This window comes from Mycobacterium sp. 29Ha (assembly GCF_032883055.1).
GTDB classification, from domain to species: domain Bacteria; phylum Actinomycetota; class Actinomycetes; order Mycobacteriales; family Mycobacteriaceae; genus Mycobacterium; species Mycobacterium gallinarum.
The window spans coordinates 21465-46513 of sequence record NZ_JAMQTI010000006.1 but is presented as its reverse complement, the minus strand read 5'-3'; the positions used below and the strand labels follow the sequence as shown (position 1 = coordinate 46513).

At 67.6% G+C, this 25049-nt stretch carries 25 protein-coding genes; 12 read left to right on the top strand and 13 right to left on the bottom strand.

Going from position 1 to position 25049, the window contains the following annotated elements; translation table 11 throughout:
• Positions 1–71 precede the first annotated feature (71 nt).
• A complete protein-coding gene (locus tag M1248_RS09415) occupies positions 72–326 on the bottom strand; it encodes a WhiB family transcriptional regulator (protein ID WP_006245866.1) in 255 nt (84 codons plus the stop codon).
• Positions 327–589: 263 nt separating this feature from the next.
• Positions 590–1540 carry a diacylglycerol kinase family lipid kinase gene (locus M1248_RS09410; protein ID WP_317148182.1) on the bottom strand — a complete coding sequence of 317 codons (951 nt, stop codon included), beginning with the start codon at positions 1538–1540 and terminating at the stop codon, positions 590–592.
• 50 nt (positions 1541–1590) lie between these two features.
• On the opposite strand from M1248_RS09410, the gene M1248_RS09405 reads away from it, so the two are divergent.
• A complete protein-coding gene (locus M1248_RS09405) occupies positions 1591–2031 on the top strand; it encodes a hypothetical protein (RefSeq protein ID WP_163736321.1) in 441 nt (146 codons plus the stop codon).
• On the opposite strand, the gene M1248_RS09400 is transcribed toward M1248_RS09405, so the two are convergent.
• Genes M1248_RS09400 through M1248_RS09390 form a run of 3 tightly spaced genes read right to left on the bottom strand, consistent with a single transcriptional unit; the run spans position 1968 to position 4167 of the window.
• Entirely contained in the window at positions 1968–2465 is a 498-nt protein-coding gene (locus M1248_RS09400) for a GNAT family N-acetyltransferase (protein WP_163736324.1), read from the bottom strand. The two genes, M1248_RS09405 and M1248_RS09400, sit on opposite strands and share 64 nt — an antisense overlap.
• Positions 2462–3559 carry an isochorismate synthase MenF gene (locus M1248_RS09395; RefSeq protein WP_163736327.1) on the bottom strand — a complete coding sequence of 366 codons (1098 nt, stop codon included), beginning with the start codon at positions 3557–3559 and terminating at the stop codon, positions 2462–2464. The genes M1248_RS09400 and M1248_RS09395 overlap by 4 nt, the downstream gene beginning before the upstream one ends.
• A complete protein-coding gene (locus M1248_RS09390) occupies positions 3556–4167 on the bottom strand; it encodes an acid phosphatase (protein ID WP_317148181.1) in 612 nt (203 codons plus the stop codon). The genes M1248_RS09395 and M1248_RS09390 overlap by 4 nt, the downstream gene beginning before the upstream one ends.
• Positions 4168–4224: 57 nt before the next feature.
• Here M1248_RS09390 and M1248_RS09385 point away from each other — a divergent pair, with 57 nt between their 5' ends.
• The gene (locus M1248_RS09385) at positions 4225–5019 is read left to right on the top strand and encodes a ParA family protein (RefSeq protein ID WP_163736333.1); all 795 of its coding nucleotides are present in this window, start codon (positions 4225–4227) and stop codon (positions 5017–5019) included.
• Positions 5020–5064: 45 nt separating this feature from the next.
• On the opposite strand, the gene M1248_RS09380 is transcribed toward M1248_RS09385, so the two are convergent.
• Both M1248_RS09380 and M1248_RS09375 read right to left on the bottom strand, forming a co-directional pair.
• Entirely contained in the window at positions 5065–6282 is a 1218-nt protein-coding gene (locus M1248_RS09380; RefSeq protein WP_317148180.1) for a hypothetical protein, read from the bottom strand.
• A gap of 41 nt (positions 6283–6323) precedes the next feature.
• The gene (locus M1248_RS09375) at positions 6324–7772 is read right to left on the bottom strand and encodes a DEAD/DEAH box helicase (protein ID WP_163736339.1); all 1449 of its coding nucleotides are present in this window, start codon (positions 7770–7772) and stop codon (positions 6324–6326) included.
• 243 nt (positions 7773–8015) lie between these two features.
• Here M1248_RS09375 and M1248_RS09370 point away from each other — a divergent pair, with 243 nt between their 5' ends.
• Entirely contained in the window at positions 8016–8732 is a 717-nt protein-coding gene (locus M1248_RS09370; RefSeq protein WP_317148179.1) for a ferritin-like fold-containing protein, read from the top strand.
• 3 nt (positions 8733–8735) lie between these two features.
• Here M1248_RS09370 and M1248_RS09365 read toward each other — a convergent pair whose 3' ends face one another.
• Complete coding sequence (locus M1248_RS09365) at positions 8736–9467, bottom strand: hypothetical protein (protein ID WP_163736343.1); 732 nt, start codon at positions 9465–9467, stop codon at positions 8736–8738.
• A gap of 274 nt (positions 9468–9741) precedes the next feature.
• Between M1248_RS09365 and M1248_RS09360 the strand changes: the two genes are divergently transcribed.
• On the top strand, positions 9742–9993 hold the full coding sequence (locus tag M1248_RS09360) for a DUF3107 domain-containing protein (protein WP_163736346.1): 252 nt from the start codon (positions 9742–9744) through the stop codon (positions 9991–9993).
• Here M1248_RS09360 and M1248_RS09355 read toward each other — a convergent pair.
• A complete protein-coding gene (locus tag M1248_RS09355; protein WP_317148178.1) occupies positions 9980–10645 on the bottom strand; it encodes a TetR/AcrR family transcriptional regulator in 666 nt (221 codons plus the stop codon). The genes M1248_RS09360 and M1248_RS09355 overlap by 14 nt on opposite strands.
• A gap of 173 nt (positions 10646–10818) precedes the next feature.
• On the opposite strand from M1248_RS09355, the gene M1248_RS09350 reads away from it, so the two are divergent.
• The 3 genes from M1248_RS09350 (at position 10819) to M1248_RS09340 (ending at position 14019) form a co-directional block, all read left to right on the top strand.
• The gene (locus tag M1248_RS09350; protein WP_163736352.1) at positions 10819–11850 is read left to right on the top strand and encodes a DUF3152 domain-containing protein; all 1032 of its coding nucleotides are present in this window, start codon (positions 10819–10821) and stop codon (positions 11848–11850) included.
• Between the two features lie 99 nt (positions 11851–11949).
• A complete protein-coding gene (moeZ, locus tag M1248_RS09345; protein ID WP_163736355.1) occupies positions 11950–13128 on the top strand; it encodes an adenylyltransferase/sulfurtransferase MoeZ in 1179 nt (392 codons plus the stop codon).
• A 36-nt stretch (positions 13129–13164) separates the two neighbouring features.
• Positions 13165–14019: a TIGR02569 family protein gene (locus tag M1248_RS09340; RefSeq protein ID WP_317148177.1), complete on the top strand. Its 855-nt coding sequence runs from the start codon at positions 13165–13167 to the stop codon at positions 14017–14019.
• A gap of 3 nt (positions 14020–14022) precedes the next feature.
• Here the strand turns inward: M1248_RS09340 and M1248_RS09335 are convergent, their stop codons facing one another.
• A complete protein-coding gene (locus tag M1248_RS09335) occupies positions 14023–14319 on the bottom strand; it encodes an MGMT family protein (RefSeq protein WP_317148176.1) in 297 nt (98 codons plus the stop codon).
• Positions 14320–15081, bottom strand: coding sequence for an alpha/beta hydrolase (locus tag M1248_RS09330; protein WP_317148175.1), 762 nt, complete (start codon positions 15079–15081; stop codon positions 14320–14322).
• A gap of 249 nt (positions 15082–15330) precedes the next feature.
• Here M1248_RS09330 and M1248_RS09325 point away from each other — a divergent pair, with 249 nt between their 5' ends.
• Genes M1248_RS09325 through M1248_RS09315 form a run of 3 tightly spaced genes read left to right on the top strand, consistent with a single transcriptional unit; the run spans position 15331 to position 22279 of the window.
• Positions 15331–15837 (top strand): hypothetical protein, encoded by a 507-nt coding sequence (locus M1248_RS09325; protein ID WP_317148174.1) that lies wholly within the window; start codon positions 15331–15333, stop codon positions 15835–15837.
• A 47-nt stretch (positions 15838–15884) separates the two neighbouring features.
• Positions 15885–19022 carry an ATP-dependent DNA helicase gene (locus M1248_RS09320; protein ID WP_317148173.1) on the top strand — a complete coding sequence of 1046 codons (3138 nt, stop codon included), beginning with the start codon at positions 15885–15887 and terminating at the stop codon, positions 19020–19022.
• A complete protein-coding gene (locus M1248_RS09315) occupies positions 19019–22279 on the top strand; it encodes an ATP-dependent DNA helicase (RefSeq protein ID WP_317148282.1) in 3261 nt (1086 codons plus the stop codon). Before M1248_RS09320 ends, M1248_RS09315 begins: the two co-directional genes overlap by 4 nt.
• On the opposite strand, the gene M1248_RS09310 is transcribed toward M1248_RS09315, so the two are convergent.
• Complete coding sequence (locus M1248_RS09310) at positions 22266–22670, bottom strand: MauE/DoxX family redox-associated membrane protein (protein ID WP_317148172.1); 405 nt, start codon at positions 22668–22670, stop codon at positions 22266–22268. The genes M1248_RS09315 and M1248_RS09310 overlap by 14 nt on opposite strands.
• Positions 22671–22715: 45 nt before the next feature.
• On the opposite strand from M1248_RS09310, the gene M1248_RS09305 reads away from it, so the two are divergent.
• Together M1248_RS09305 and nudC are read left to right on the top strand one after the other, a co-directional pair.
• Entirely contained in the window at positions 22716–23795 is a 1080-nt protein-coding gene (locus M1248_RS09305; RefSeq protein ID WP_317148171.1) for a potassium channel family protein, read from the top strand.
• Positions 23795–24724: an NAD(+) diphosphatase gene (nudC, locus tag M1248_RS09300; protein WP_317148170.1), complete on the top strand. Its 930-nt coding sequence runs from the start codon at positions 23795–23797 to the stop codon at positions 24722–24724. Before M1248_RS09305 ends, nudC begins: the two co-directional genes overlap by 1 nt.
• An 81-nt stretch (positions 24725–24805) precedes the next feature.
• Here nudC and M1248_RS09295 read toward each other — a convergent pair whose 3' ends face one another.
• Entirely contained in the window at positions 24806–25048 is a 243-nt protein-coding gene (locus M1248_RS09295; protein WP_163736379.1) for a mycoredoxin, read from the bottom strand.
• Position 25049: the final 1 nt, after the last annotated feature.

Sequence of the window (25049 nt, the reverse complement as noted above, 5' to 3'; positions counted from 1 at the left end):
TTTCATTACAAAAGAATTACGGCCCCGACTTTCGTCGGGGCCGTAATCGTGTCTGATGCGGGTTGAGAGCTTTAGACCCCGCTGCGGGCCTTGGTGCGGGCATTGCGCCGCTTCAGCGCGCGCCGCTCGTCTTCGCTCATTCCGCCCCACACGCCTGCGTCCTGTCCAGACTCCAACGCCCAGGTGAGGCAGTCTGTAGTCACCGGACAGCGGTTGCAGACAAGCTTCGCGTCAGCGATCTGAGCGAGGGCCGGGCCACTGTTTCCCACCGGGAAGAACAGTTCCGGATCCTCGTCGCGACAGACCGCCTTGTGGCGCCAATCCATAAGATCAAACTCCTCGTCGATATCTATCCGTGTGCGCAGCACAGCGCACTGACGTTTTCTCGGCTGTTAACGCGTGCGCATGAAATGTTTCTGCACTGTTGCATCCGAGTTTTTCACAGGCTGAACAGATGTCAATACTGATCAGTTAACAAGTGGGCAACCTCACTAGCAGGCCCGCATTTTCAAGCCCTCATTCGTTTGTACTACACTCATTTCATCTGCGCCCTGAATCGGCTGATCCGTCGGCGTTATCGCTGCTCAGGCTAGGTGTTTACCGACGGCGCAACGACACCCAAGGCGCTTGGCACCGACGTGAACGTCATTGTGTCGCGCAGCCCGAGGTAGTCGCCGTCGATCTGGCATGCGACCGGTGTGTCACTCGTCACTCGCAGTTGTGGTAAGTCGTCTTCCCGGATCAGGTGCGCTGCGTCGATGCGCGGGCGTCTCGCCAGCATCTTGCGTACCAGCCGCAGATTGGCCCACACGTTCATGCTGGTGATCGCGAAGACACCCAGGCCGGTCTCGAACGAGGTCGTCGGGTTTGTCCACACGGGCCTCGTGTTGGCGTACGTCCAGGGGCTGGAGTTCGACACAAAGGCGAAATGCACGCCCTCCACGGGGTCGCGGCCGGGGATGTGCAACGTCAGCGAGGGATCCTTGCGGGCGCTGGAAAGCATCTCGCGGATCGCCACGCGGATGTAGCGCGAGGCCGTGACCTTGCGGCCCTTGGCGCGCTGCGCCTCGACGGCGGCCACGACGTCACCATCCACACCCATGCCCGCGGTGAACACCGCCCACCGTTCGCCGCAGTCCATCAGGCCGATGCGCCGCCAGGTCTTGCGACGGCGGTAGGCGGACAGCAGGTCAACGAGTTGATTCGTGGCCTCGATAGGGTCAGGGCTGATCCCGAGTGCTCGCGCAAACACGTTCGCGGAGCCGCCCGGCACGACGCCGACGGCCGGTGCCCCCACGCCCGGCCCGCCGACCTCGAGAATGCCGTTCACCACCTCGTTAACGGTGCCGTCACCGCCGTGCACGATCAGCACCTCGACACCGTCGGCCGCGGCCTCGCGGCCGATCTCCACCGCGTGGCCGCGGTGGTCGGTGTGGATGACGGTGAGCTTCACCCGGCTCTCGAGGGCGTGAGCGAGCAGATCACGCGTGGCCGGGGTCGTCGACGTCGCATTGGGGTTAACGATCAGCACGGCGCGCACAGAGGACGACCCTATCTAAAGGGGCAAGCCAAACCTCTACCCTCGAGGTCGTGACTGTTCCCTCCCCGGCATCCGTGCGTCAGGCAGCCATCGTCGTATCGCTGGAAGGCCTTGCGGGCGTGGTGGCGGCGATCTGGTACGTGGTGAGCGGGCTGCTCGGCACCCGTGAGCCCGGAATGAACCTGTTCGGCACGGCGGGCTGGTTCGTGGTCATGGGTTCGGCCGTCCTTGCCGCGGGATGGGCGCTGTGGACGGGCCGGCAGTGGGGACGCGGCCTGGCCGTGTTCGCCCAGCTGATCCTCCTGGGAGTGGCCTGGTACATCGGAGTCGGATCGGGCCAATGGGTGCCCGGCGTCACGGTTGCGGTCGTGGTGCTGGCCGTGCTGGCACTGCTGTTCAGCCCGTCAGCCCTGCAGTGGGCGGCGGCTCAGGGCTCGCCCGCCGCCGACGACGCGGCGAGCGCCGACAAGTCCGGGCCGGATACCCGGTAGGTGATCCACTCGTTCTGCGGCTTGCCGCCGACGGCGTCGTAGAGCGCGATCGCGTTGACGTTCCAGTCCAGCACGGCCCACTCTAGCCGGGCGCCGTCGGTGTCGATGCACTGGCGCGCGAGTTCGGCGAGCAGTTTTCGCGCCAGTCCCAGCCTGCGAAAGTCGGGGCGCACGAACAGATCTTCGAGATAGATGCCGGCCACGCCCTCCCACGTCGAGAAGGTGCGGTACCAGATGGCGCACGCGGCGGCCTTGCCGTCGACTTCCGCGAGGTGCGCCCACGCGGTCGGCACGTCACCGAACAACGCGGCCGTCAACCGCTCTTCGGTGAGCGTGCACTGGTCCACGGAATGCTCGAACTCCGCGAGCTCGTAGACCATCGCGGTCAGTTCCGGTTCGTCGCCCGGCCGGGCAAGACGGATCAGCTCGCTCATGGCTGCACACCAAGGGCTGCGAATATCGTCTTGAATTTCGTTGTGGTCTCGTCGACTTCGTCGTCGGGCTCGGATTCGGCGACGATCCCGCCGCCGGCGTAGGCGTATGCGGTGCGACGGTCGGCGGACAGTTGTGCACAGCGGATCGACACCACCCAGCGACCGTCGCCGCGCTGATCACACCAGCCCACCGCGCCCGCATAGAACCCGCGATCACCCTCGAGTTCGTTGATCAGCTGTTCGGCCGCATCGGTGGGCACTCCGCCCACCGCGGGCGTCGGGTGTAGGGCAATCGCCAAATCCAGTGCTGTGGTGGAATTTTCGCGCAGTCGTCCACTGATTGGGGTGTAGAGATGCCAGACGGCGGCGGTCTTGTTGAGCTTCGGATCTGCCGAGATGTCCAGTTCGGTGCACAGCGGCTCCAGTGCAGTGCGCACCGCGTCGACGACGAGCTGGTGCTCGTGCCGGTTCTTCGCCGAGGCCACCAGCGCCGCCCCGCTCGCCTCGTCTGCCTCGGGGTCGGCCAGGCGTGGCGCCGATCCGGCGAACGGTGCGCACAGCATCCGATCGCCCTTGCGAGCCACCAGCAGCTCCGGACTCGCACCGATGAGTGCACTACCCGAGTACCCGCCGCCGGCCGCGGTCAGGTCCGCCAGAAACGCGTTGGCCGCGGAGTCCTGGGCGACGATGCGGTCCAGGATCGTGCGGGCATCCAAGGGACCATCGGCGACCAGGCGCAGCGCGCGGGCCAGCACGACTTTGTGCAGGCCGCTGTCGGGATCGCGCAGGCGTTCCAGCGCAGACGCGATGCGGGAACGGTGTTCGTCCGGCTCCGGCAGCGGCTCGGCGATGTGCACTGACGGCAGGGTGCGCAACGGCCACTCCGGCAGCGCGTCGAGGAACTGGACTGCCTGCGGCCGGATGAGCGCCGCCGGCTTCGACATGTCAAAAGGTAAGGCGCCCAAAATAATTGGGGTACTGTGCGAGGCCAGAGCGGCACGCGCCTCCGAGACTCTCGGGAATGCGGTGTGCACGCCGTCGGCGATGACGGCGCTGCCGCCCGAGGCGAGGACGAACGACGGTTCGCGGGTCATGAGGGCAGGCACGGGTGGCGATGGCCCGTCAGTCCCAGTGCGCTGATCTGACGCACGCCGTGCTCGTGGCCGCACACCGCGATCGACGCGGCCACCATCGCGAACCTGATGCCCTCGGAGATCTCGAGCTGCACCCAGCGCGTCAGGACCGCCCGCGAGAAATGGCCGTGGCCGACGAACAGGACATCACGCGACTTCATCTGCTCCAGTGCGAACCCGATGGCGCGGTCGGCGCGATCGCTGACCTGCTGGGTGGATTCCCCACCCGGGCATCCGTGCGTCCACACCAGCCAGTCGGGCACGCTCTGCCGGATCTCGCTGGTGGTCAGGCCCTCGTAGTCGCCGTAATCCCATTCGGCGAGAACGGGGGAGACCTCATCGACCGTCAGTCCGGCCAGCTCAGCGGTGACGAGCGCGCGTTGCCGCGGGCTGGACACCACCAGCGGGTTGTCCAGGCTGAGCACGTCCAGCGCGTCGGCTGCCAGCTTGGCCTGCTGGCGGCCGGTTTCGGTGAGCTCGAGTTCAGTGCGGCCGGTGTGCCGACCGGAGAGTGACCATTCCGTCTCCCCATGACGAAGCAGTAGCAGGCGGTGCTGCTCGACACTCACGCTGCGATTCTGCCCCACGTTCGGTCGTGCTGTTCGCGGGCGTGCCAGGATGGCAGGGTGACGCGGGTACTTGCGGTCGCCAATCAAAAGGGTGGGGTCGCCAAAACAACGACAGTGGCATCGCTGGGTGCGGCGATGGTGGAGAAGGGGCGGCGGGTGCTGCTCGTCGACCTGGATCCTCAGGGGTGTCTGACGTTCTCGTTGGGCCAGGACCCGGACAAGCTGCCGATGTCGATCCACGAGGTGCTCCTCGGCGAGGTCGAGACGGAGGCGGCGCTCGTCGAGACATCGGAGGGCATGACGCTGCTGCCCGCCAACATCGATCTGGCCGGGGCCGAGGCGATGCTGTTGATGCGGGCCGGCCGCGAATACGCCCTCAAGCGAGCGCTGGCCAAGGTCAATGACCAGTTCGACGTGGTGATCATCGACTGCCCGCCGTCGCTGGGCGTGCTCACCCTCAACGGGCTGACGGCGGCCGATGACGTGATCGTGCCGCTGCAATGCGAAACCCTGGCACACCGCGGCGTCGGCCAGTTCCTGCGGACCATCAACGACGTCCAGCAGATCACCAACAGTGACCTGCAACTGCTGGGTGCGCTGCCAACGCTGTACGACTCGCGCACCACCCATAGCCGCGACGTACTCCTCGACGTCGCCGATCGATACGACTTACCGGTGCTCGCCCCGCCGATACCTCGAACGGTACGTTTCGCCGAGGCCACCGCGTCGGGAGCATCGGTGCTCGCAGGTCGAAAGAACAAGGGTGCGAGCGCCTATCGCGAGTTGGCCAACGCGTTGCTCAAGCATTGGAAGCAAGGCAAGGCGTTGGCGACCTACACGCCCGACGTCTAGCCGAAGCTGGATTGGCGGCTCAGCCGCCGAAGCTGGATTGGCGGCTCAGCCGCCGAGCGCCACCAGTTCGCCGCCCCGTTGCTCGACCACCGTCGACCCCGCCACCGCGGGCACCACGGGATCCGAACTCGGCGGGCGGGGCACCGGGATATGCCGGTCGCCCTTTCCGCTATCGGCGTCGAACACGTCGTAGCCGCCGGTGACCGGAACGAGCAGCTTTCCAGCCATCACCGTCGCGGGTCCAAGCGGAATGTTGGCGCCTGCCGGCGAGACGGTGTACTTGTACTGAAGTCCCTTGGCGGAGAACACCATTACGCTGTCGCCGGTCCACCAGGTGAACAAGTCGCCCGCGCGGTTCATCGTCGCGTTCGGCGTCGCAGGCTTGGGCAGCGGCGTGCTCGCGATCGTGGCGCCGGTTTCGTCGACGATGTTCACGACCGGCTTCGGCGTCGGCACGTACACCGCCGTCGTCGTGTCGGAGACAGCGACCACTTGTGCACCGGAATCCGCGCTCACCCCGGACTGGGTCACGTACTTCAGCTCGGGGGTGTCCTCGTCGTCGGCAGGCCGCAACAGGGTCAGGCGCAGATCCTCCTGCTTGGGGCAGGACTCGAGCACCGAGACTGCCGTCGAACTGGCGGCCGCCGAAACCAGCCGGCACAGCGGCGACGCCGGAGTGCCGGGTTTGATCTTCGCGTCCAGGGAGCCGTAGCTCAGCATCCTGACCATGTCCGAGCGCCACAGCTCCAGTCGGCTGTCCCCGGCCGACAGCACGGCGGTGCCATCCGAGGACAGGCGCACCTCGGGATCCGCGTAGGCGGTGCGGGCGGGACCGCGTTGGCCCGTCTTCGCGTCGATGGTGCTGACCTGGCCGCAGCCCCGGCTGTCCGGGTAGACCGCGACGGCGTACTGGTATACCCAGCTGACCCCGCACAGCTCGAGGTTGGTTCGCGCATAGCTCCACACGGGGCTGCCGGACGCCGGGTCGCGGCCCTGCACGGTGTGGCCGTCCCCGGTGACCACGCTGCCTGCGACCACCAGAGGTGCCGTGGTCTTGGGGCTGGGCGCGGTCCACAGCTGGCGCAGCGCCGACGGCACCACCTTTGCGGCGCCCAGGGCAGGAACCGGATTGGCCGCGGGGCGGCTGATCGTCGCCCTGGCGTCGCTGACCCACCACACCACGCCGACCGTGACGGCGACGGCCACTGCGATCGCGATGGCCGCCACCACGTCGGCGCGCGTGCGGCGTTCAGGTTTGACCATCGGGCGGTGGTGGTGTCTTTGCGACGTCTTCTCGAGGGCTGCTAGCCCGTGCTGGCTGCAGCCTTGCGGGGACGCCGACGACGCCTGCGCCGTGGCGCACCGTCACTGCCCGCCTCGGCCTCGGGCGAGCCAGTCTCGGCCGGCGCCGCAGGGGAGTGTCCACCGACCGGCTCCCCGCCGCGGGTGCGCCGACGGTTGCGGTTGCGGACGGGACGATCGGCCTTCTTCTCGGCGGGCGGACGCTTGGCAGCACGATCTTTGTGCGGTTCGCCGATGGCGCCGGCGGCCTCGGCGGGGATGTTCAGCTCTTCGTACAGGTGCGGCGAGCTCGAGTACGTTTCGGCGGGGTCGGGGGTGTTCAGCCCGAGCGCCTTGTCGATCATCGTCCAGCGGGGCAACTCGTCCCAGTCGACCAGCGTGACCGCGATACCCGTCTTGCCAGCGCGGCCGGTGCGGCCGATGCGGTGCACGTAGGCCTGCTCGTCCTCGGGGATCTGGTAGTTGATCACGTGGGTGATGTCGTCGATGTCGATACCGCGGGCGGCGACATCGGTGGCGACGAGTACGTCGACGTCACCGGTGCGGAACGCCTTGAGCGACTTCTCGCGGGCACCCTGGCCGAGATCGCCGTGCACCGCGCCGACCTTGAAGCCGCGCTCGGCGAGTTCGTCGGACACCTTCTGGGCGGTGCGCTTGGTCCTGGTGAAGATCATCGTGGCGCCGCGGCCTTCGGCCTGCAGAATGCGGGCGACCATCTCGATCTTGTCCAGTGCGTGCGCGCGATAGGCGAACTGCTCGGTGGTGTCGTGGGTGGCCGCCGAATGCGGGGCCTCGGCGCGGATGTGCGTCGGCTGGTTCATGAACGTGCGTGCCAGCGTGATGATCGGGTCCGGCATGGTCGCCGAGAACAGCATGGCCTGCCGTTCGCTCGGGATCTGACGCAGGATGCGCTCGATGTCGGGCAGGAAGCCCAGGTCGAGCATCTCGTCGGCCTCATCGAGTACCAGCATCGAAAGCCCGCCCAGTTGCAGGTGACCCTGCTGCGCGAGGTCGAGCAGACGGCCCGGCGTGCCCACCACCACGTCGACACCCTTCTGCAGGGCCTCGATCTGGGGTTCGTAGGGCCTACCGCCGTAGATGGAGGTGACGGTCAGCTTGCGGTCGCCGACGGTGAGGTACTTGGCGGCGATTTCGAGGTCGCTGAACACCTGCAGGCAGAGCTCGCGGGTGGGGACGACGACCAGTGCGCGCGGAATGCCGGACAGCTCGCGGTCGGGGTCGGTGGTGATCCGCTGCAGCAGCGGGACACCGAACGCGAGCGTTTTGCCCATACCGGTGCGGGCCTGGCCGATGAGATCATCGCCTGCCAGCGCCATCGGCATGGTGAGTTCTTGGATAGCAAACGGGTGTTCCTTGCCGTCCTCGGAAAGTGCGCGCACGATTTCGTCGCGGACTCCGAGCTCAGCAAAGGTTGGATTGAGATGTGTCATACGCTGGGGGCTCAGCCTTTCGATTATCGATTCCTCATGGCGTCCACGCGCGCACGAGTTCGACGAAGCTTTGCCGGGGCCCTGCGCTGAGGTAGGCGGGCCGACTGCGTGCACGCACATTTCTTAGGTAGCGACGTGGTCTTTTCGACCCTGACTCGAGCATTTCAAGCCGCTGCCTGCATCCATGATAGCTGGCCGGGTTCGCCGTGAGAGCGACTGGCGGCCGGCGATTAGAGTTGGGCCATGACTGCCCCCAAGTCTCCGGCACCGCCTGCGGCCACTTCCGAGCAGCTGACGGACTCGGTGAGCTCGGGTGTGTCGGCCGACCATCCCGGTGTCAACGAGCTGTTCGCGCTGCTGGCATACGGCGAGGTGGCGGCGTTCTACCGACTGACCGACGAAGCGCGGATGGCGCCCAACCTGCGGGGCCGCATCAATATGGCCAGCATGGCCGCCGCGGAGATGAACCACTACGAGGTACTGCGCGACTCGCTGGAGCGCCGGGGCGTCGACGTCGTGCCCGCGATGACGAAATACGCATCGGCTCTTGAGAATTACCACCGGTTGACCACCCCCAGCACGTGGCTGGAAGCGCTCGTCAAGACATATGTCGGCGACGCGCTGGCCGCCGATTTCTATCTCGAGATCGCGACGTCGTTACCCACCGAGGTCGCCGACGTGGTGCGCGCGGTGCTGTCGGAAACCGGCCATTCGCAGTTCGTCGTCGCCGAGGTGCAGGCCGCCGTGACGGCGAGCCAGAAGCAGCGCCACAGGCTGGCTTTGTGGTCGCGCCGGTTGCTGGGCGAGGCGATCACCCAGGCTCAGTATGTGCTGGCCGATCACGACGAACTCGTTGACCTCGTCATGACGAGCGGCGAGGGTCTGACCCAGATGACCGAGTTCTTCGACCGCCTCCAGCGCACCCACATGTCCCGGATGCAAGAGCTGGGCCTGGCCTGACCGCTACTGGGTGCAGTTGGCGATCATCGTGTTGTTGCTCTGCACGGCGACCAGGGTGCCCGACGCGTCGTAGATGCCGCAGTTGAGCTGGCCGCCCACGCTGGTCGCGGTGACCGACTTCAGCTCGACACCCGGGTCCAACACGACGGTCTTCGCCCACGGCAGCGCGACGTTGACCTCGGTCTGCAGCGCGCCCTGCTGATCGGTGTAGATGACGGTGACGAGGTCGAGCAGGGGGCGGTTGCCCGTCACGCGGTAGGTGATCGTGCGCGGCGACACCGCCGGTGCGGCCGCCGGCGGCGGCGCAACGGGGGCGGCGATCTCGGGTTGCGGGGCCGCAACGGTGGCTTCCGCGGTCGGGCTCACGGTCGTGACAGTCTCGGCAGGCAGCGATGGCGCCGCGACCGCGGGCGCTGATGTCGCCGGGGCCGAGGTGGCGGTCGGGGCCGACGAGGTTCCGGTGGCCGATACCGGACCGCTGTCGCCGCCGCCGAGGATGATGCCCGTCGTGCCGATGGCGATGAACAGGATCAACCCGGCGATGCCGGCGACCCACATCCACTTCCGGTCGATGCTCTCCTCGTCGTACTCGATGACGTCGGTGTAGTCGTCGTCGTCCGGGTAATCCAGCAGCCCGTTGTATTCGATATCGCCGGCATCGTCGCCGGCGTACACGGGGATCTGCTCGGTCGGTGTCAGAGAATACGGAGAATGAGCGGTATAAGGCCTGTTCATATGAGGTTCCCAGGTTGTCTCGTCATGTACCGGGCCGATGCTATCGAGGCACAAGTGACAGATGAGGTTTCACGCCGGTGTGTACGGTCACGGTCCGGACTCGGTTGGGTCGCCGTTCTGCACGGGGTCCGACTCCGTCGCGAAATGCGCTTCGCTGACCGCGAACTCACCGGCGGGGCATCGGCGTGGACGCGTCCACTAGCCTTGAGGCAGGTTCTTCGAGGGTTTCTCGAGCAACACGGCAGTTATGGCAGAGACGGAAAGGGTTCACAGCGTGGAGGTCAAGATCGGTGTCACGGACAGCGCGCGCGAACTCGTGTTCAACAGTGCGCAAACACCCACCGAGGTGGAGAAGCTGATAACCGATGCGCTCGGCGAGAGTTCAGGTGTGTTGGCCCTGACCGACGAGAAGGGCCGGCGATTCCTGGTCCAGACGTCGAAGATCACCTATGTCGAGATCGGTGCCGCCGACGTTCGGCGCGTCGGCTTCGGCGTGGTCGGCTCGGAGGCCGTCAAGAACGCGTAAGCGGCACATGCGACAGACCGCCCCAGGCGAATAGCACCGTGCTGTCCACCGCATCGTCCTTGCTGATCGGCCGATCGTTGTTCAGCCAGTAACGCGCCGAGTCGACGCTGATCGCCACCAGGCCGACGGCGATCATCCTCGCCCGGTGCGCCTCCAGCCCCGAATCTCGGCTGATCAGGTCGAACACCGCGTCAGTGCATGCTTCCGTCGCCACTTTGACCTGCGCGGCGACCTGCGGTTCCGTCACATAGTCGTTCTCGAATATCAGCCGGTAACCCTGGCTGTCGTGCTCGATGAAATCGAAGAAGGCGTGGACCGCGGCGCGCAACCGCTGCCGGTTGTCCGTGGTGGTGCGCAACGCTTGACGCACGCCGGAAACCAGGTTCTCGACGTGGCGTTGCAGCACCGCGAGGTATAACTCCAACTTCGATGAAAAGTGTTGGTAGAGAACAGGTTTGCTGACTCCGGCCCGGTCTGCGATCTCGTCCATGCCGGCGGCGTGATACCCGCGGTCGACGAAAACCTCACTAGCAGCGACGAGTAACTGCCCGCGTCGCTCGTCACGGGGCAGCCGGTTGCCGCGTCGGCTCATTCCTTCACCGGAGCCCGACTGCGCGCCCCGCCTAGCGGCGGGGTTGGCGAGATCGCTCATTACATCCTTTATCTGGCTTCTTCTGCGTGGTTTCGCAACGAGGTTACTACCGTTGGCAAAGCCACCGCGCAAAGTCGAGGTCGCGGCGCGGTCGGCGCGGCGCGGCGCGACCCCACCACTGCCTGGTGGCGCGCCAGAGCTATCAGCACTCTGGCCTGTGTCATCCTGTTTCCGTGACCTACGACTCGGAGCGTCGCGGGGGAGGCGTACCTGCGCTGCGCAACGAGTGGCGCGAGCCACTGCGCGCGCAGCGCGACCCGTTGTCGAATGACTCCGGGCGGCCCAGGTCCAACCGCGAAGAGCACCGCAACGCCCGAAAGCAGAGCAAGCTGGGCCGTTTCGTGCACACCTACGGCTGGCGGGCCTACGCGCTACCCCTGCTCGTCGTCTGGACGGCCGTTGCCCTCTACGTGACCTTCGCCGGTGCCGCCGAGCCCGCGACCGACGAATCCCAGGGGCCTGTGCAGGGCCCGCCGACCATCGGCGTCGCGAGCACGGCCATCATCGGCGCCCCGCCACGGGGTTTGACGCAGTTCGACGCGAATCTCCCGACGGGCATCCTGCCCGAGGGCGGTCCGTTCACCGAGGCGGCCGCCAAAACGTGGCACCTCGTTCCCGGCGCGTCGTCCCAGGTCGGCGAGGGTACGGCGAAAGTCTTCACCTACACCGTCGAGGTCGAGGACGGCATCGACACCACGACATTCGGCGGTGACGAGGGCTTCGCCCGGATGGTGAGCGAAACGCTGGCGAATCCGAAGAGTTGGACCCACAATCCGCAGTTCGCCTTCCAGCGCATCGACGGGACCGCTCAAGTCGAACCCGATTTCAGGATCTCGCTCAGCTCACCGATGACCGTCCGCGAGGGATGCGGTTACGACATCCAGCTCGAGGCCTCCTGCTACAACCCGTCCTACCTCGACGGGCAGCCGCGTGTGTTCATCAACGAGGCGCGCTGGGTGCGCGGCGCGGTGCCGTTCCAGGGCGACATCGGCTCGTATCGGCAGTATCTGATCAACCACGAGGTGGGCCACGCGATCGGCTACCAGCGACACGAGGCCTGTGGAGCCAACGGCGAACTGGCGCCGATCATGATGCAGCAGACGTTCTCCACCAACAACAACGATGCCGCCCGCTTCGACCCGGGCACCATCAACCCGGACGGCAAGACCTGCCGGTTCAACCCCTGGCCCTATCCGATCGCCTGAGCTTCGATCGTCCAGCGCCTTGCGGGAAGCCTCGCGATGCATTCGCTGTTGTGGAATGTGCCTATTGTTGGGGCAGCACAGCCAATCAAGGAGCATTCGGTGACGACAGCGTTGCCGCCGCTGGTAGAACCGGCGGCCGAACTCACGCGTGAAGAGGTGCAGCGCTACAGCCGCCACCTCATCATTCCGGACCTCGGTCTGGACGGGCAGAAGCGGCTCAAGAACGCCAAGGTGCTCGTCATCGGCGCGGGCGGGCTGGGTTCGCCGACCTTGCTGTACCTGGCCGCCGCCGGGGTGGGAAAGATCGGGATCGTCGAGTTCGACGTGGTCGACGAATCGAACCTGCAACGTCAGATCATCCACGGCCAGTCCGATATCGGCCGGTCGAAGGCCGAAAGCGCGCGCGATTCCATCCTCGAGGTCAACCCGCTGGTCGAGGTGCACCTGCACGAGTTTCGGCTCGAGCCGGACAACGCCGTCGAACTCTTCGAGCAGTACGACCTGATCCTCGACGGCACCGACAACTTCGCCACCCGCTATCTGGTCAACGACGCCGCGGTGCTGGCGGGCAAGCCGTACGTCTGGGGCTCGATCTACCGGTTCGAGGGTCAGGTATCGGTCTTCTGGGAGGACGCGCCCGACGGGTTGGGCCTGAACTACCGCGACCTGTACCCCGAGCCGCCGCCGCCGGGGATGGTGCCGTCCTGCGCCGAGGGCGGCGTGCTGGGCATTCTGTGCGCGTCCATCGCCTCGGTGATGGGCACCGAGGCCATCAAGCTGATCACGGGCATCGGTGAGCCATTGCTCGGCCGGCTGATGGTGTACGACGCACTCGACATGACGTATCGCACGATCAAGATCCGCAAGGACCCGGCCATCCCGAAGATCACCGAGCTCATCGACTACGAGGAGTTCTGCGGCGTGGTGTCCGAGGCTGCGGCCGAGGCCGCTGCCGACTCCACGATCACCCCGCGTGAACTGCGTGAGCTGTTGGACACCGGCAAACCGCTGGCGCTGATCGACGTGCGCGAACCCGTCGAATGGGACATCAACCACATCGAGGGCGCTGAGCTGATCCCCAAGGGTGCGTTTGAAACGGGTGAAGCACTTTCCAAACTGCAGGTGGACCGCACCCCGGTGTTCTACTGCAAGACCGGCGTGCGCTCGGCCGAGGTGCTGGCCATCGTCAAGAAAGCCGGCTTCTCCGACGCGAAGCACGTGCAGGGCGGCATCGTCGCCTGGGGAAAGCAACTCGAACCCGACATGGTGATGTACTAACGGCCCGTTTGCCCGACCTGCGCTTACGCTGATGCGGTGAGTGTCGAGCAACCGCCCGATCATGTGCTGGCGGGGTTCGGGTTGAGCGGAGTTCAACCTGTGCCGCTCGGGTCGAGCTGGGAGGGCGGCTGGCGCTGCGGTGAGGTCGTGCTGTCGATGGTCGCCGACCACGCGCGTGCAGCATGGTCGGCCAAGGTGCGCGAGACCCTGTTCGTCGACGGTGTGCGCCTGGCCAGGCCCGTGCGCTCGACCGACGGCCGGTACGTGGTGGCGGGCTGGCGCGCCGACACCTTCGTCGCGGGGACCCCGGAGCCGCGTCACGACGAAGTGGTGTCTGCGGCCGTGCGGCTGCACGAGGCGACGGCCAAGCTCGAGCGTCCGCGTTTCCTGACTCAGCCGCCGGTGGCGCCGTGGGCCGACGTCGACGTGTTCATAGCCGCCGACCGGGCCGCATGGGAAGAGCGTCCCCTGCACTCGCTGCCGCCGGGCGCGCGGGTGTCGCCCGGGTCCGCGGACGGCCAAAAGTCCGTTGAGCTGATCGGTCAGTTGGCCGCACTGCGCAGGCCGACCAAGAGTCCTAGCCAGCTGGTCCACGGAGACCTCTACGGCACAGTGCTTTTCGCCGGTACGGCGGCCCCGGGGATCACCGACATCACGCCGTATTGGCGGCCGGCACCGTGGGCTGCCGGAGTGGTGGTCGTCGACGCGTTGTCATGGGGTGAGGCCGACGACGGGCTCATCGAACGGTGGAGCCCCCTGCCGGAGTGGCCACAGATGTTGTTGCGCGCGTTGATGTTCCGTCTCGCGGTCCACGCGCTGCATCCGCGGTCGACGGCCGCGGCGTTTCCAGGCCTGGCACGCACAGCTGCGTTGGTGCGCCTGATCCTCTGACGGCTAGAACTCGTGACGCACATCGCGCAACGGGATCCGACCGTCCTCGGCCAGCACACCTTCGGCCCTCAGCAACTCCAACTGCTGGGTGGTCAGGTGTGCTGCCGGGCGTCCCGAGGCGCGGATCACGCGATGCCAGGGCAGATCCGACGAATCGGTGCGCATGATCCAGCCGACGATCCGGGGGCTGGAAAGACCCGCGACGTCGGCGATGTCGCCGTAGGTCGATACGCGTCCCGGCGGGATGGACGCCACGAGGGCGCGCACGGTCTCGACCTGTTCGTCGGTGATGGCCGCCATCTACCCGAGGGCCTTGCGGATCACCGCCGCCGTCTCGACGGGGAGCGCTTGAGCGACCATGTGGTCGCAGTCGAAGTCCATCAGCGTGAGATCGCGCTCGGCTGCCAGTCCTGTGATCAGATCATCGGTGACATACGGCGGGCTGGTCCTGCTCGCCCGGACCATCGTGGTGGGAATAGTGCTGGGCGGGAAGGCGATTGGCCGGGACAGCTCGCTCCAGTACGACATCATCGCCGGGATGCTGATGCGCCAGCCGACGCGCCCGTTGGCCTGCTCGATGAGGTGCTCGTCGAGTTCGCGATCCAGTTCCCCGGGGTCCACGTCACCCCACGAACCGTAGGCCTTCTCGTCGCGCGCCTCGGCACGGTCGGTGTAGTCGGGTGAAGCCAGCATGTCGTCGGCGATGTCGCGCATCCAGCCGCCGTCCAGGCCCACCGCGGGGTCGAGCAGCACCAGCGCGGACACCAGATCCGGACGGGACGCAGCCAGGGCCAGTGCCACGGCGCCGCCGAACGAATGCCCGACGACCACGGTTGGAGCGTCGAGCAGCGCGGCCAGTGCCGCGACGTTGGCGTCGATGGTCCAGGGAGCGGCCCATGACGAGCGGCCGTGGCCCAGCAGGTCCGGTGCGGCAACCGCGAATTCGGCCAGGTGCCGCGTGGCCAGGGTCTGCCACCGCTGCCCGTGGCCGGTGAGCCCGTGGATGGCCAGGACCTCTATCGGACCCGGTGGGCCGTAGCGGTGGACGTACAGAGCGGTCACGACATCGATGCTATGGGCTGCATGGGCCACCTCGCGCCGGTGGGGGCGGTCTGCAGTGACTTGACGTGCAGGCCGCACTCCGCGGCGGAGTCGAATGCGAGTGTGCGAGTCCGAATTTGAGGCAGTTGCCCCATGCGTCGGCGCCGAGTCCGCGCCAGCATCGTGACATGAACACCTGCGCAAAGCACTGTGAGGGAACTTCGCCCTCGCCGTGACAGGCGCCAGGCGGCACCGGCGAAAGGACGACCGATGAACGTCACTATCCCCAGCAAGCTCCGACTGCTGACACCGGCGGTCATGGTGGCCGCCATTGCCCTGGGATATCCCAGCCTTGCAGGCGCCGCACCGAGCGATCCATCCGGCGGCGGGGGATGGGATCAGCAGTATTACGACTGGTGCATGGCGTGGGCGGGGTTTGAAAGCGAAAGGCTGAAGTGCTGTATAGATGCCGGCGGCTCGAATGTTGCGACCGGATCCGAGCGGGGCGACACGGTGTGCGCGGCGCCGGGAGGTGCCGGGCCGGTTCCACCTGGTGGAGGAGCGGGACCTGCGCCCGCGGCGACCGCACCACCACCGCCGCCGCCAGGGGACGTCGTCCCACGCCCAACCGCGACGCCGCCGACGGAGCGCGCCACCGAAACCCCACCCACTCCACGGCTGCCGGTGGCGCCGCAGCCGTCCGGAAACGCAACCGTGGCACCCCCACCCGCGGCACCGCCCACGACATCGACGTTCGCGCCGCCACCCCTCCGCTAGGCGGCGCAACACGCTGACTTGTCGGACCCCCATGGTGTCATTTCGGCATGTCCGCACCGCACACCGATCTGACGCCGACCGCGCTCACCGAACCCGGAATGCGCGGCGTGGTAAGGGTGCTCGGGGGAGCCGGCACCGGCAAGAGCACTCTGCTCGTCGATGTCGCTGCGGCCCACATCGCGGCCGGCACGGAGCCGGAATCGGTTCTGCTGCTGACGGGTTCGGCGCGCCTCGGCGTGCAGGCGCGCGCCGCGATCACGTCGGCACTGCTCGAGGCGGGCACTCGCGCAGTCGTCCGCGAACCATTGGTCCGCACGTTGCACTCCTATGCATTCGCGGTGTTGCGTCTCGCCGCGCAGCGCAAGGGTGATCCGCCGCCGCGGTTGATCACCAGTGCCGAACAGGACGGCATCATCCGCGAACTCCTCGCCGGCGATCTCGAAGACGGCGATCGGTCGGTCGTGGCATGGCCCCCGCAGCTGCGGCCCGCGCTGAGCACCGTCGGATTCGCCAACGAACTCCGTGACCTGATGGCACGCTGCACCGAACGCGGTGTGGATCCCGTCGAGCTGCAGCGCATCGGGCGGCGGGCCGGCCGACCCGAATGGCTGGCGGCCGGACAGTTCGCCCAGGCCTACGAACAGATCATGCTGCTGCGTTCGGCGGTCGGAATGGCCGCGCCGCAGGCCACCGTGCCCGCGCTGGGCGCCGCCGAACTGGTGGGTGCGGCGTTGGAAGCGCTGGCGACCGACGACGATCTGCTGGCCGCCGAGCGTGCACGCATCAAACTGCTCCTGGTCGACGACGCTCAACATCTGGATCCACAGGCGGCCCGGCTCATCCGGGTGCTATCAGTCGGAGCCCATCTCACCATCCTCGCCGGTGACCCGAATCAGTCGGTATTCGGTTACCGGGGAGCCGATCCCGCGCTGCTACGCGGCGAGGAGCCGACGATTACCCTGACCGAGTCTCGCCGCTGCGCGCCCGCCATAGCTCGAGCGATCACCGCAGTTGCCCAGCGGCTGCCGGGTGCTGACGATGCGCGCCGTGTCGACGGCGTCGACGGAGACCGCGGCTCGGTGACCGTGCGCATCGCGGCGTCGCCGCACGCCGAATCCGCGGTGATCGCCGATGCGCTGCGGCGCGCTCACCTGATCGACGGGGTGCCGTGGTCCCAGATGGCGGTGATCGTGCGATCCGTGCCGCGGCTGGGGTCGGCGCTCGCGCGTGCTTTGACGACCGCGGGGGTGCCCGTGGACGTGCCGACCCCCACCGGGCCGCTCGCCGACCAGCCGTCGGTGCAGGCCCTGCTGACAGTGTTGGAGGCGACCGAACGCGAGCTTGACGGGGCGCAGGCGCTGTCATTGCTGACCGGGCCCATCGGCCGGGTCGACCCCGTGTCGCTGCGGCAGCTGCGACGGGCGCTCCGTCGTTTGGACGGCTCGCAGCCGCCCCGCGAACTCGGCGACCTGCTGGTCGACGTCCTGCAGGCCGACGCTGACACCGAGGGACTGTCGGCGGAACTCGCCCGGCCCCTGCGCCGGGTCCGCGCGGTGCTGGCCGCCGCGCGCCGCTCCGCGTCCGAGGGTGGCGATCCGCGCTACACACTCTGGCAGGCGTGGCACCGGTCCGGTCTGCAGCGGCGGTGGCTGACGGCCAGTGAACGCGGCGGCGCGGCGGGCGCCCAGGCCGACCGCGACCTCGATGCCGTCACCGCGTTCTTCGACATCGCCGAGCAGTACGTGAATCGCACCGCGGGCGCATCGTTGCGCGGACTCCTCGATCATGTCAGCGCTCTCGGCCTGCCGTCCGCATCCCGCGAGGACCGCGCCGCGGCCGAGGCGGTTCCGGTGTTGAGCGCGCATGCGGCGCTCGGTGGGGAGTGGGAGTTCGTCGTCATCGCGGGACTGCAGGAAGGGCTGTGGCCCAACATGATCCCCCGCGGGGGCGTGCTGGGAACGCAGCAGCTGGTCGACGTACTCGACGGGGTGGTGACGCCGAACGACAGGGCGGTCTCGACGCGCGCGCCGCTGCTCGCCGAGGAGCGCAGGCTGCTTATCGCGGCGATGGGCCGCACCCGCAACCGGCTGCTGGTGACCGCCGTCGACAGCGATTGCGGCGACGAGTCGATGCTGCCGTCGCCGTTCTGCTACGAATTGACCTCGCTGGCCACCGATCCCGATCCCGAGCCCCCGGTTCCGGTGCACGCACCGAAGGTGCTGGCGCCGACAGCCGTGGTCGGGCGTCTGCGTGCGGTGGTCTGCGCCCCGTCCGACGATGTCGACGAGGGCGTACGCGCCTGCGCGGCAGCACAACTGGCCCGCTTGGCGCAGGGTGGCGTACCCGGTGCCGACCCTAGACAGTGGTACGCCACCACGCCGCTCTCCACCGACGAACCGCTGTGGTGCGGCGACGACCACACCGTGACGTTGTCGCCGTCGACGCTGCAGATGCTGACGGACTGCCCGCTGCGCTGGCTGCTCGAACGCCACGGCGGCAACGACGCACGCGATGTGCGGTCGGCGATCGGCTCGCTGCTGCACGCATTGGTCGCCGATCCTGGAAAGACCGAGAATCAAATGCTCAACGAACTCGAAAAGGTATGGGAAAAACTGCCGTTCGACGCGCAGTGGCATTCGGAGAACGAGTTGAAGCGCCACCGGTTGATGCTGTCGACGTTCTCACATTGGCGGGTGCAGAGCCGCGATCAGCTGACCGAGGCCGGCACCGAGGTCGACGTCGCGGGCGAGATCGTCGAACCGACGGGTGAAGGCCCCGGAGTGCGGATCCGCGGTCGGCTGGACCGGCTGGAACGCGACAGCGAGGGACGGCTGGTGGTCGTCGACGTCAAGACCGGCAAGAGTCCGGTCACCAAGGACGAGGCTCAGCGGCACGCCCAGCTCGCGATGTATCAGTTGGCCATCGCCGAAGGGCTGCTGCCGCAAGGGGATGAGCCCGGCGGCGGCAAGCTGGTGTATCTCGGCAAGACCAGTGGTGGCAATGCGGCCGAGCGTCAGCAGGACGCGCTGACGCCGGAATCCCACGCGGCGTGGCGGGCGAAGGTGCAGGCCGCAGCGGCAGCCACGCAGGGCCCGCAATACGTCGCGCGGATCAACGATGGTTGTGCGCACTGCCCGGTGCAGAAGATGTGCCCGGTGCAGACGCCGGCCGGAGGTCAGCGGTGAACCCGCGCTACAGCCCTGACGAACTTGCTTCGGCGCTCGGGCTTTTCGCCCCCACCGACGAGCAGGCCGCCGTGATCGCCGCGCCGCCGGGGCCGTTGGTCGTCATCGCCGGCGCCGGGGCCGGCAAGACGGAGACGATGGCCGCGCGGGTGGTTTGGCTGGTCGCCAATGGCTACGCCAGTCCGGGCGAGGTGCTCGGCCTGACGTTCACCCGCAAGGCGGCCGGGCAGCTGCTACGTCGTGTCCGGACCAGGCTGGCCAGGCTCGCGGGCGCGGGCCTCGTTCCCACCGGCCCCGGGCTGTCCGACATCACCGACGATCCGGCCACCGTCAGCACCTATCACGCGTTCGCCGGAAACCTGTTGCGCGAGCACGGCCTGCTGCTCCCAGTCGAACCGGATACCCGCCTGCTGAGCGAAACCGAAATGTGGCAGTTGGCTTTTCGGGTCGTGTGCGAGCATCCACAACGCCTCGACACCGACAAGACGCCGGCCGCGCTGACGGCGATGGTGCTCCGCCTCGCGGGCCAACTGGCAGAACACCTCGTCGACACCGAGCAGTTGCGCGACACCCACGTCGAGCTCGAGCGGCTGGTGCACACCCTGCCCGCGGGCCCGTACCAGCGGGACCGCGGGCCCAGCCAGTGGCTGCTGCGGTTGCTGGCCACCCAGACGGAACGCACACAACTCGTCCCGTTGATCGATGCGCTACACCGGCGGATGCGCGAGCAGAAAGTCATGGACTTCGGCATGCAGATGGCATCGGCGGCGCGGTTGGCGTCGACTTTCCCGCAGGTCGGCGAGCAGCTGAGAAGTCGGTATCGGGTTGTGCTGCTTGACGAATATCAGGACACCGGCCACGCCCAGCGAGTCGCGCTGTCGGCGTTGTTCGGCGGCGGAGTCGACGACGAGCTGGCCCTGACCGCTGTCGGTGATCCGATCCAGTCGATCTACGGCTGGCGCGGTGCGTCCGCCACCAACCTCCCGCGGTTCACCACCGATTTCCCGTATTCCGACGGTAGCCCCGCGCCCACCCTGGAACTTCGCACCAGCTGGCGTAACCCGCCGGACACCCTGCATTTGGCGAACGCGGTGTCCGCTGAGGCGCGGCGCCGTTCCGTGGCCGTACGCGAGCTGCGGCCCAAGCCCAATGCGGCCCCGGGCACCGTCCGGTGCGCACTGCTGTCCGACGTGGTCTCCGAACGCGACTGGGTGGCAGACCATTTGGCGCGGATCTACCACGAGGCACGCGGTGGCGGTGTCGCCGCGCCAACGGCTGCGGTGTTGGTGCGGCGTAACGCCGATGCCGCACCGATCGCCGATGCGCTCACCGCGCGCGGCGTACCGGTCGAGGTCGTCGGACTGGCCGGGTTGCTCGGGGTGCCCGAGGTCGCCGACGTGGTGGCGATGTTGCGGATGGTCGCCGACCCCATCGCCGGTGCGGCCGCCATGCGCGTGCTCACCGGGCCGCGCTGGCGGCTGGGTGCGCGTGACGTCACGGCGCTGTGGCGGCGTGCCGTCGAGCTCGACGACATCGGCAAGCCCGAGGACGGTGCGGCGGCGGATCGGGTCGTCGCGCAAGCCGCACCCGATGCTGACACCGCCTGCCTGACGGATGCCGTCGGCGATCCGGGTCCCGCCGCCGCGTACTCACCGGCGGGGTATGCACGCATCGTGGAATTGGGCCGCGAACTGACCACGCTGCGTGGGCATCTGACGCATCCGCTGCCCGAACTGGTCGCCGAGGTGCGGCGGGTGCTCGGGGTGGATACCGAGGTTCGTGCGTCGCGGCGGGTTTCGGCCGGGTGGGCGGGCACCGAACATCTCGATGCATTCGCCGACGTGGTGGCCGACTTCGCGAGCCGTCCGGGCGCGACGGTCGCCGGCCTGCTGGCCTACCTCGATGCGGCCGAGCAGGTGGAGAACGGTCTGGCACCTGCGGAAGTGTCAGTCGCCGACGACCGGGTGCAGATCCTCACCGTGCATGCCGCCAAGGGGTTGGAATGGCAGGTGGTGGCGGTCCCGCATCTCAGCGGCCGGGTGTTCCCGTCGACCGCCTCTGCGCGGACATGGCTCACCGACGCGGGCGATCTGCCACCGCTGCTGCGCGGCGATCGGGCAACGCTGTCGGAGCACGGTGTCCCGGTCCTGGACACCTCCGACGTCAACGATCGAAAGAAGCTGTCGGACAAGATAGCTGACCACAAGGACAGCCTGGCGCAGCGTCGCATCGACGAGGAGCGACGGCTGCTGTACGTGGCAATCACCCGCGCGGAGGACACGCTGCTGCTGTCCGGCCACCATTGGGGAGCGACGGAGTCCAAGCCGCGCGGTCCGTCGGCGTTCCTCGACGAGCTCAAGGAGATCATCGAGCAGGCGGATGCGGCCGGCGAACCCTGCGGCGTCGTCGAGCAGTGGGCCCCCGCACCGGCCGACGGCGAACCCAACCCGTTGCGAGACAACGTCGTTGAGGCCGTCTGGCCCGCCGACCCCGCGGGCACACGCCGCGATGACGTGGGTAAGGGCGCCGAGCTCGTCGCCAAAGCCATGTCGGTCGACAACGGTGACGCGCCCGCGGAGAGCGACGAGGGCTGGGCATCCGATGTCGACGCCCTGCTGGCCGAACGCAACAGGGCCGTCGAACGTCCGGTGCCGCCGCTGCCCGCACAGCTGTCGGTCAGCGCGATGGTCGAACTAGGTCGCAACCCCGACCTGGCGGCACAGCGGCTGCGACGCCGGCTGCCCAGCCGACCGGATCCACATGCTTTACTGGGCACCGCGTTTCATGATTGGGTACAGCGCTTCTACCACGCCGACCGGCTCTTCGATCTCGACGATCTGCCCGGCGCAATGGATCACGCCACCACGGTCGCCGACGAACTCGCCGAACTGCAGGCGGCGTTCGCGGTGTCGCCGTGGGCCGGCCGGACCCCGATCGATGTTGAGGTGCCGTTCGACATGGTGCTCGGCGGGCGTGTGGTGCGCGGACGGATCGACGCGGTCTTCGCCGACGACGACGGCGGTGCGACCGTCGTCGACTGGAAGACAGGTGACCCGCCGGACTCGCCGGAAGCCAAGCAGCACGCGGCCGTTCAGCTCGCCGTCTACCGGCTGGCGTGGGCCGCACTGCAAGGCTGCCCGGTCGGATCGGTGCGCGCGTCGTTTCACTACGTGCGCAGCGGGCTGACCGTCACCCCCGACGATCTGCCCGGCACCGCCGGCCTGCTGGCGCTACTGGGATGGGCTACTGCGGCTTAGTCGAGCGATAGATCTTGAGCGCCTCGGTGATCATCGGGATCTGCAAAGGCAGGCGGGCCATCGCCCCCAGCCTCATGGGGAGGGGCTTGTCTTTCCACAGCCGGACCATGTTCACGTTCCCGGGGAACACGCCGACGAACAAAGCGATGGCCGCCAGCGCGCCGAGGCGGCGGGTCTTCGGTGCCAGCAGCAGGCCGCCCACCGCCAATTCGCCGACGCCGGAGGCATAGGTGTAGAAGCGTGCGCTGCCCGGCAGTTCCTCCGGGATGATCGTGTCGAACGGTTTGGGCGCCACGAAATGGAGGACGCCCATGCCGAGCAGGCCGGCGCCCATCAGGTGTGCTCGTTTCGGATTGGCGATCTGCTGCAGTTCGGGCAAGGGGGTGGTCATGGTTACATAATGGCGTGCGCCGACTTCCAGCGATGACTGGTTCTGATGGCTAAGGGAAGATTGCGCCGTCGGCTTCGCCGATTCGACCAGTCGCTGGCCGATCAGCCGGTCCACGCGCTGACCGAGACGGTGCAGATCCCGACCGAACCGGTCAGCCCCGCGCGGCGCATCACCACCCGTGTCATTTACGCTCTGCTGTTTCTGTTTGCCGTCGTCGTCATCGTCTATCTCGATCGCGACGGCTATCGCGATTCTCAGGACAACGAACTGTCCTTCCTGGACTGCCTGTATTACGCGACGGTGTCACTGTCGACGACCGGGTACGGCGACATCACACCGATCACCCCCCAGGCGCGACTCATCAACGTCCTGGTGATCACGCCGATGCGGGTCGCGTTCCTCATCGTGCTGATCGGCACGACGGTCGAAACCCTCACCACGCAGTCGCGGCAGGTCTACCAAATCCAGCGATGGAGGAACAAGGTGCGCAACCACATCATCATCGTGGGCTACGGCACGAAGGGTAGGACCGCGGCCGCCGCGATGATCGGCGACGAGGTGGCGCCGGCCGACATCGTCGTCGTCGACGAGGACCCGGTCGCGCTCGAACGCGCCAAGAGCGCCGGGCTCGTCACCGTACGCGGCAGTGCGACCGACTCTGAAGTTCTGCGGCTGGCCAGTGCGCAGCACGCCAAGGCGATCATCGTCGCGACCAACAGGGACGACAGCGCCGTCCTCGTCACTCTCACGGCCCGCGAACTGGCGCCGGGCGCCAAGATCATCGCCGCGGTGCGGGAGGCCGAGAACCAGCATCTGCTCGAGCAGGCCGGCGCCGACTCGACCGTGGTCACCTCCGAGACGTCCGGACGTCTACTCGGCATCGCCGTCCAGACCCCCAGCGTTGTCGAGATGATGGAAGACCTTCTCACTCCCGACGCCGGCTTCGCGATCGCCGAACGCGAAGTCAATCCCAAAGAGGTCGGCGGATCGCCGAGGCACAACACCGACATCGTGCTCGGCGTGGTGCGTGACGGAAAGCTCGTGCGCGTCGACGACGAGCGGGTCGACGCACTCGAGAACGGCGACCGGCTGCTGTACATCCGCAGCGCGGACGCGGAGCGGTGATGACTGGCGGCTTCCGGCTCCGCAACATCCCGCTGCTCTCCCGCGTCGGTGCTGACCGGTCCGACACGCTGCGTACCGACGTCGACGCGGCGCTGGCCGGCTGGGCCGATGCCCGCGTGCTGCGGGTCGACCGCCGCAATCAGGTGCTGATCGCCAACGGCAGCGTCGTATTGGGCAAGGCCGCCGACTTGGGTGCCAAGCCTCCCGAGAACGCCGTGTTCCTCGGGCGGCTCGCCGACGGCTCGCACGTGTGGGGGATCCGCGCGGCGCTGGAGGGGCCCGAAGATCCGCACACCGAAACCGAGGTCCTTGACCTTCGTCGTGCGGGCCCGATCTTCGACGACGTCAGCGCGCAGCTCGTCGCGACCGCCACCGCCCTGCTGAATTGGCATGACAGCGCACGGTTCAGCGCCATCGACGGCGCGCCAACGAAGCCGATCAGGGGCGGCTGGGCCAGGGTCAACGCCGCCGCCGGCCACGAGGAGTTTCCGCGCATCGACCCAGCGGTGATCTGTCTCGTTCATGACGGCCACGACCGCGCGGTGCTGGCCCGTCAGACGGTGTGGCCAGAGCGGCTGTTCTCGCTGCTGGCCGGATTCGTCGAGGCGGGGGAGTCGTTCGAATCGTGCGTCGTGCGCGAGATCGCCGAAGAGATCGGGTTGGACGTCACCGATGTCCAGTACCTCGGTAGCCAGCCGTGGCCGTTTCCGCGATCACTCATGGTCGGTTTCCACGCGATCGGGGATCCCGAGCAGGAGTTCTCGTTCAACGACGGCGAAATCGCGGAGGCGGCCTGGTTCACCAGAGACGAGGTCCGCGCCGCGCTGGCCGACGGCGACTGGAGTAGCGACTCGCCGTCCCGCCTGCTGTTACCCGGATCGATCTCGATCGCCCGCGAAATCATCGAGTCCTGGGCGGCGCTGGACTGACTTCTCCTGCGCGAGCAGACGCAAAAGTGCCCATTTCTATGGGAAATAAGGCAGTTTTGCGTCTGCTCGCGGCTAAGGGGACTAGCGCCCGAGCTTTTTCTTGACCTCGGCTCCGCTGGGGTTGGTCAGTGTCGAGCCGTCGGGGAACTTCAGCGTCGGCACCGTCTGATTGCCGCCGTTCGCGGATGCGACGAACTCCGCCGCAGCGGGATCGGCCTCGATGTCGACCTCGGCGAACGCGATGCCCTCGGTCTTCAGCACCTTCTTCAGGCGTACGCAATAGCCGCACCACGAGGTGGTGTACATGGTCAACTCAGCACTCATA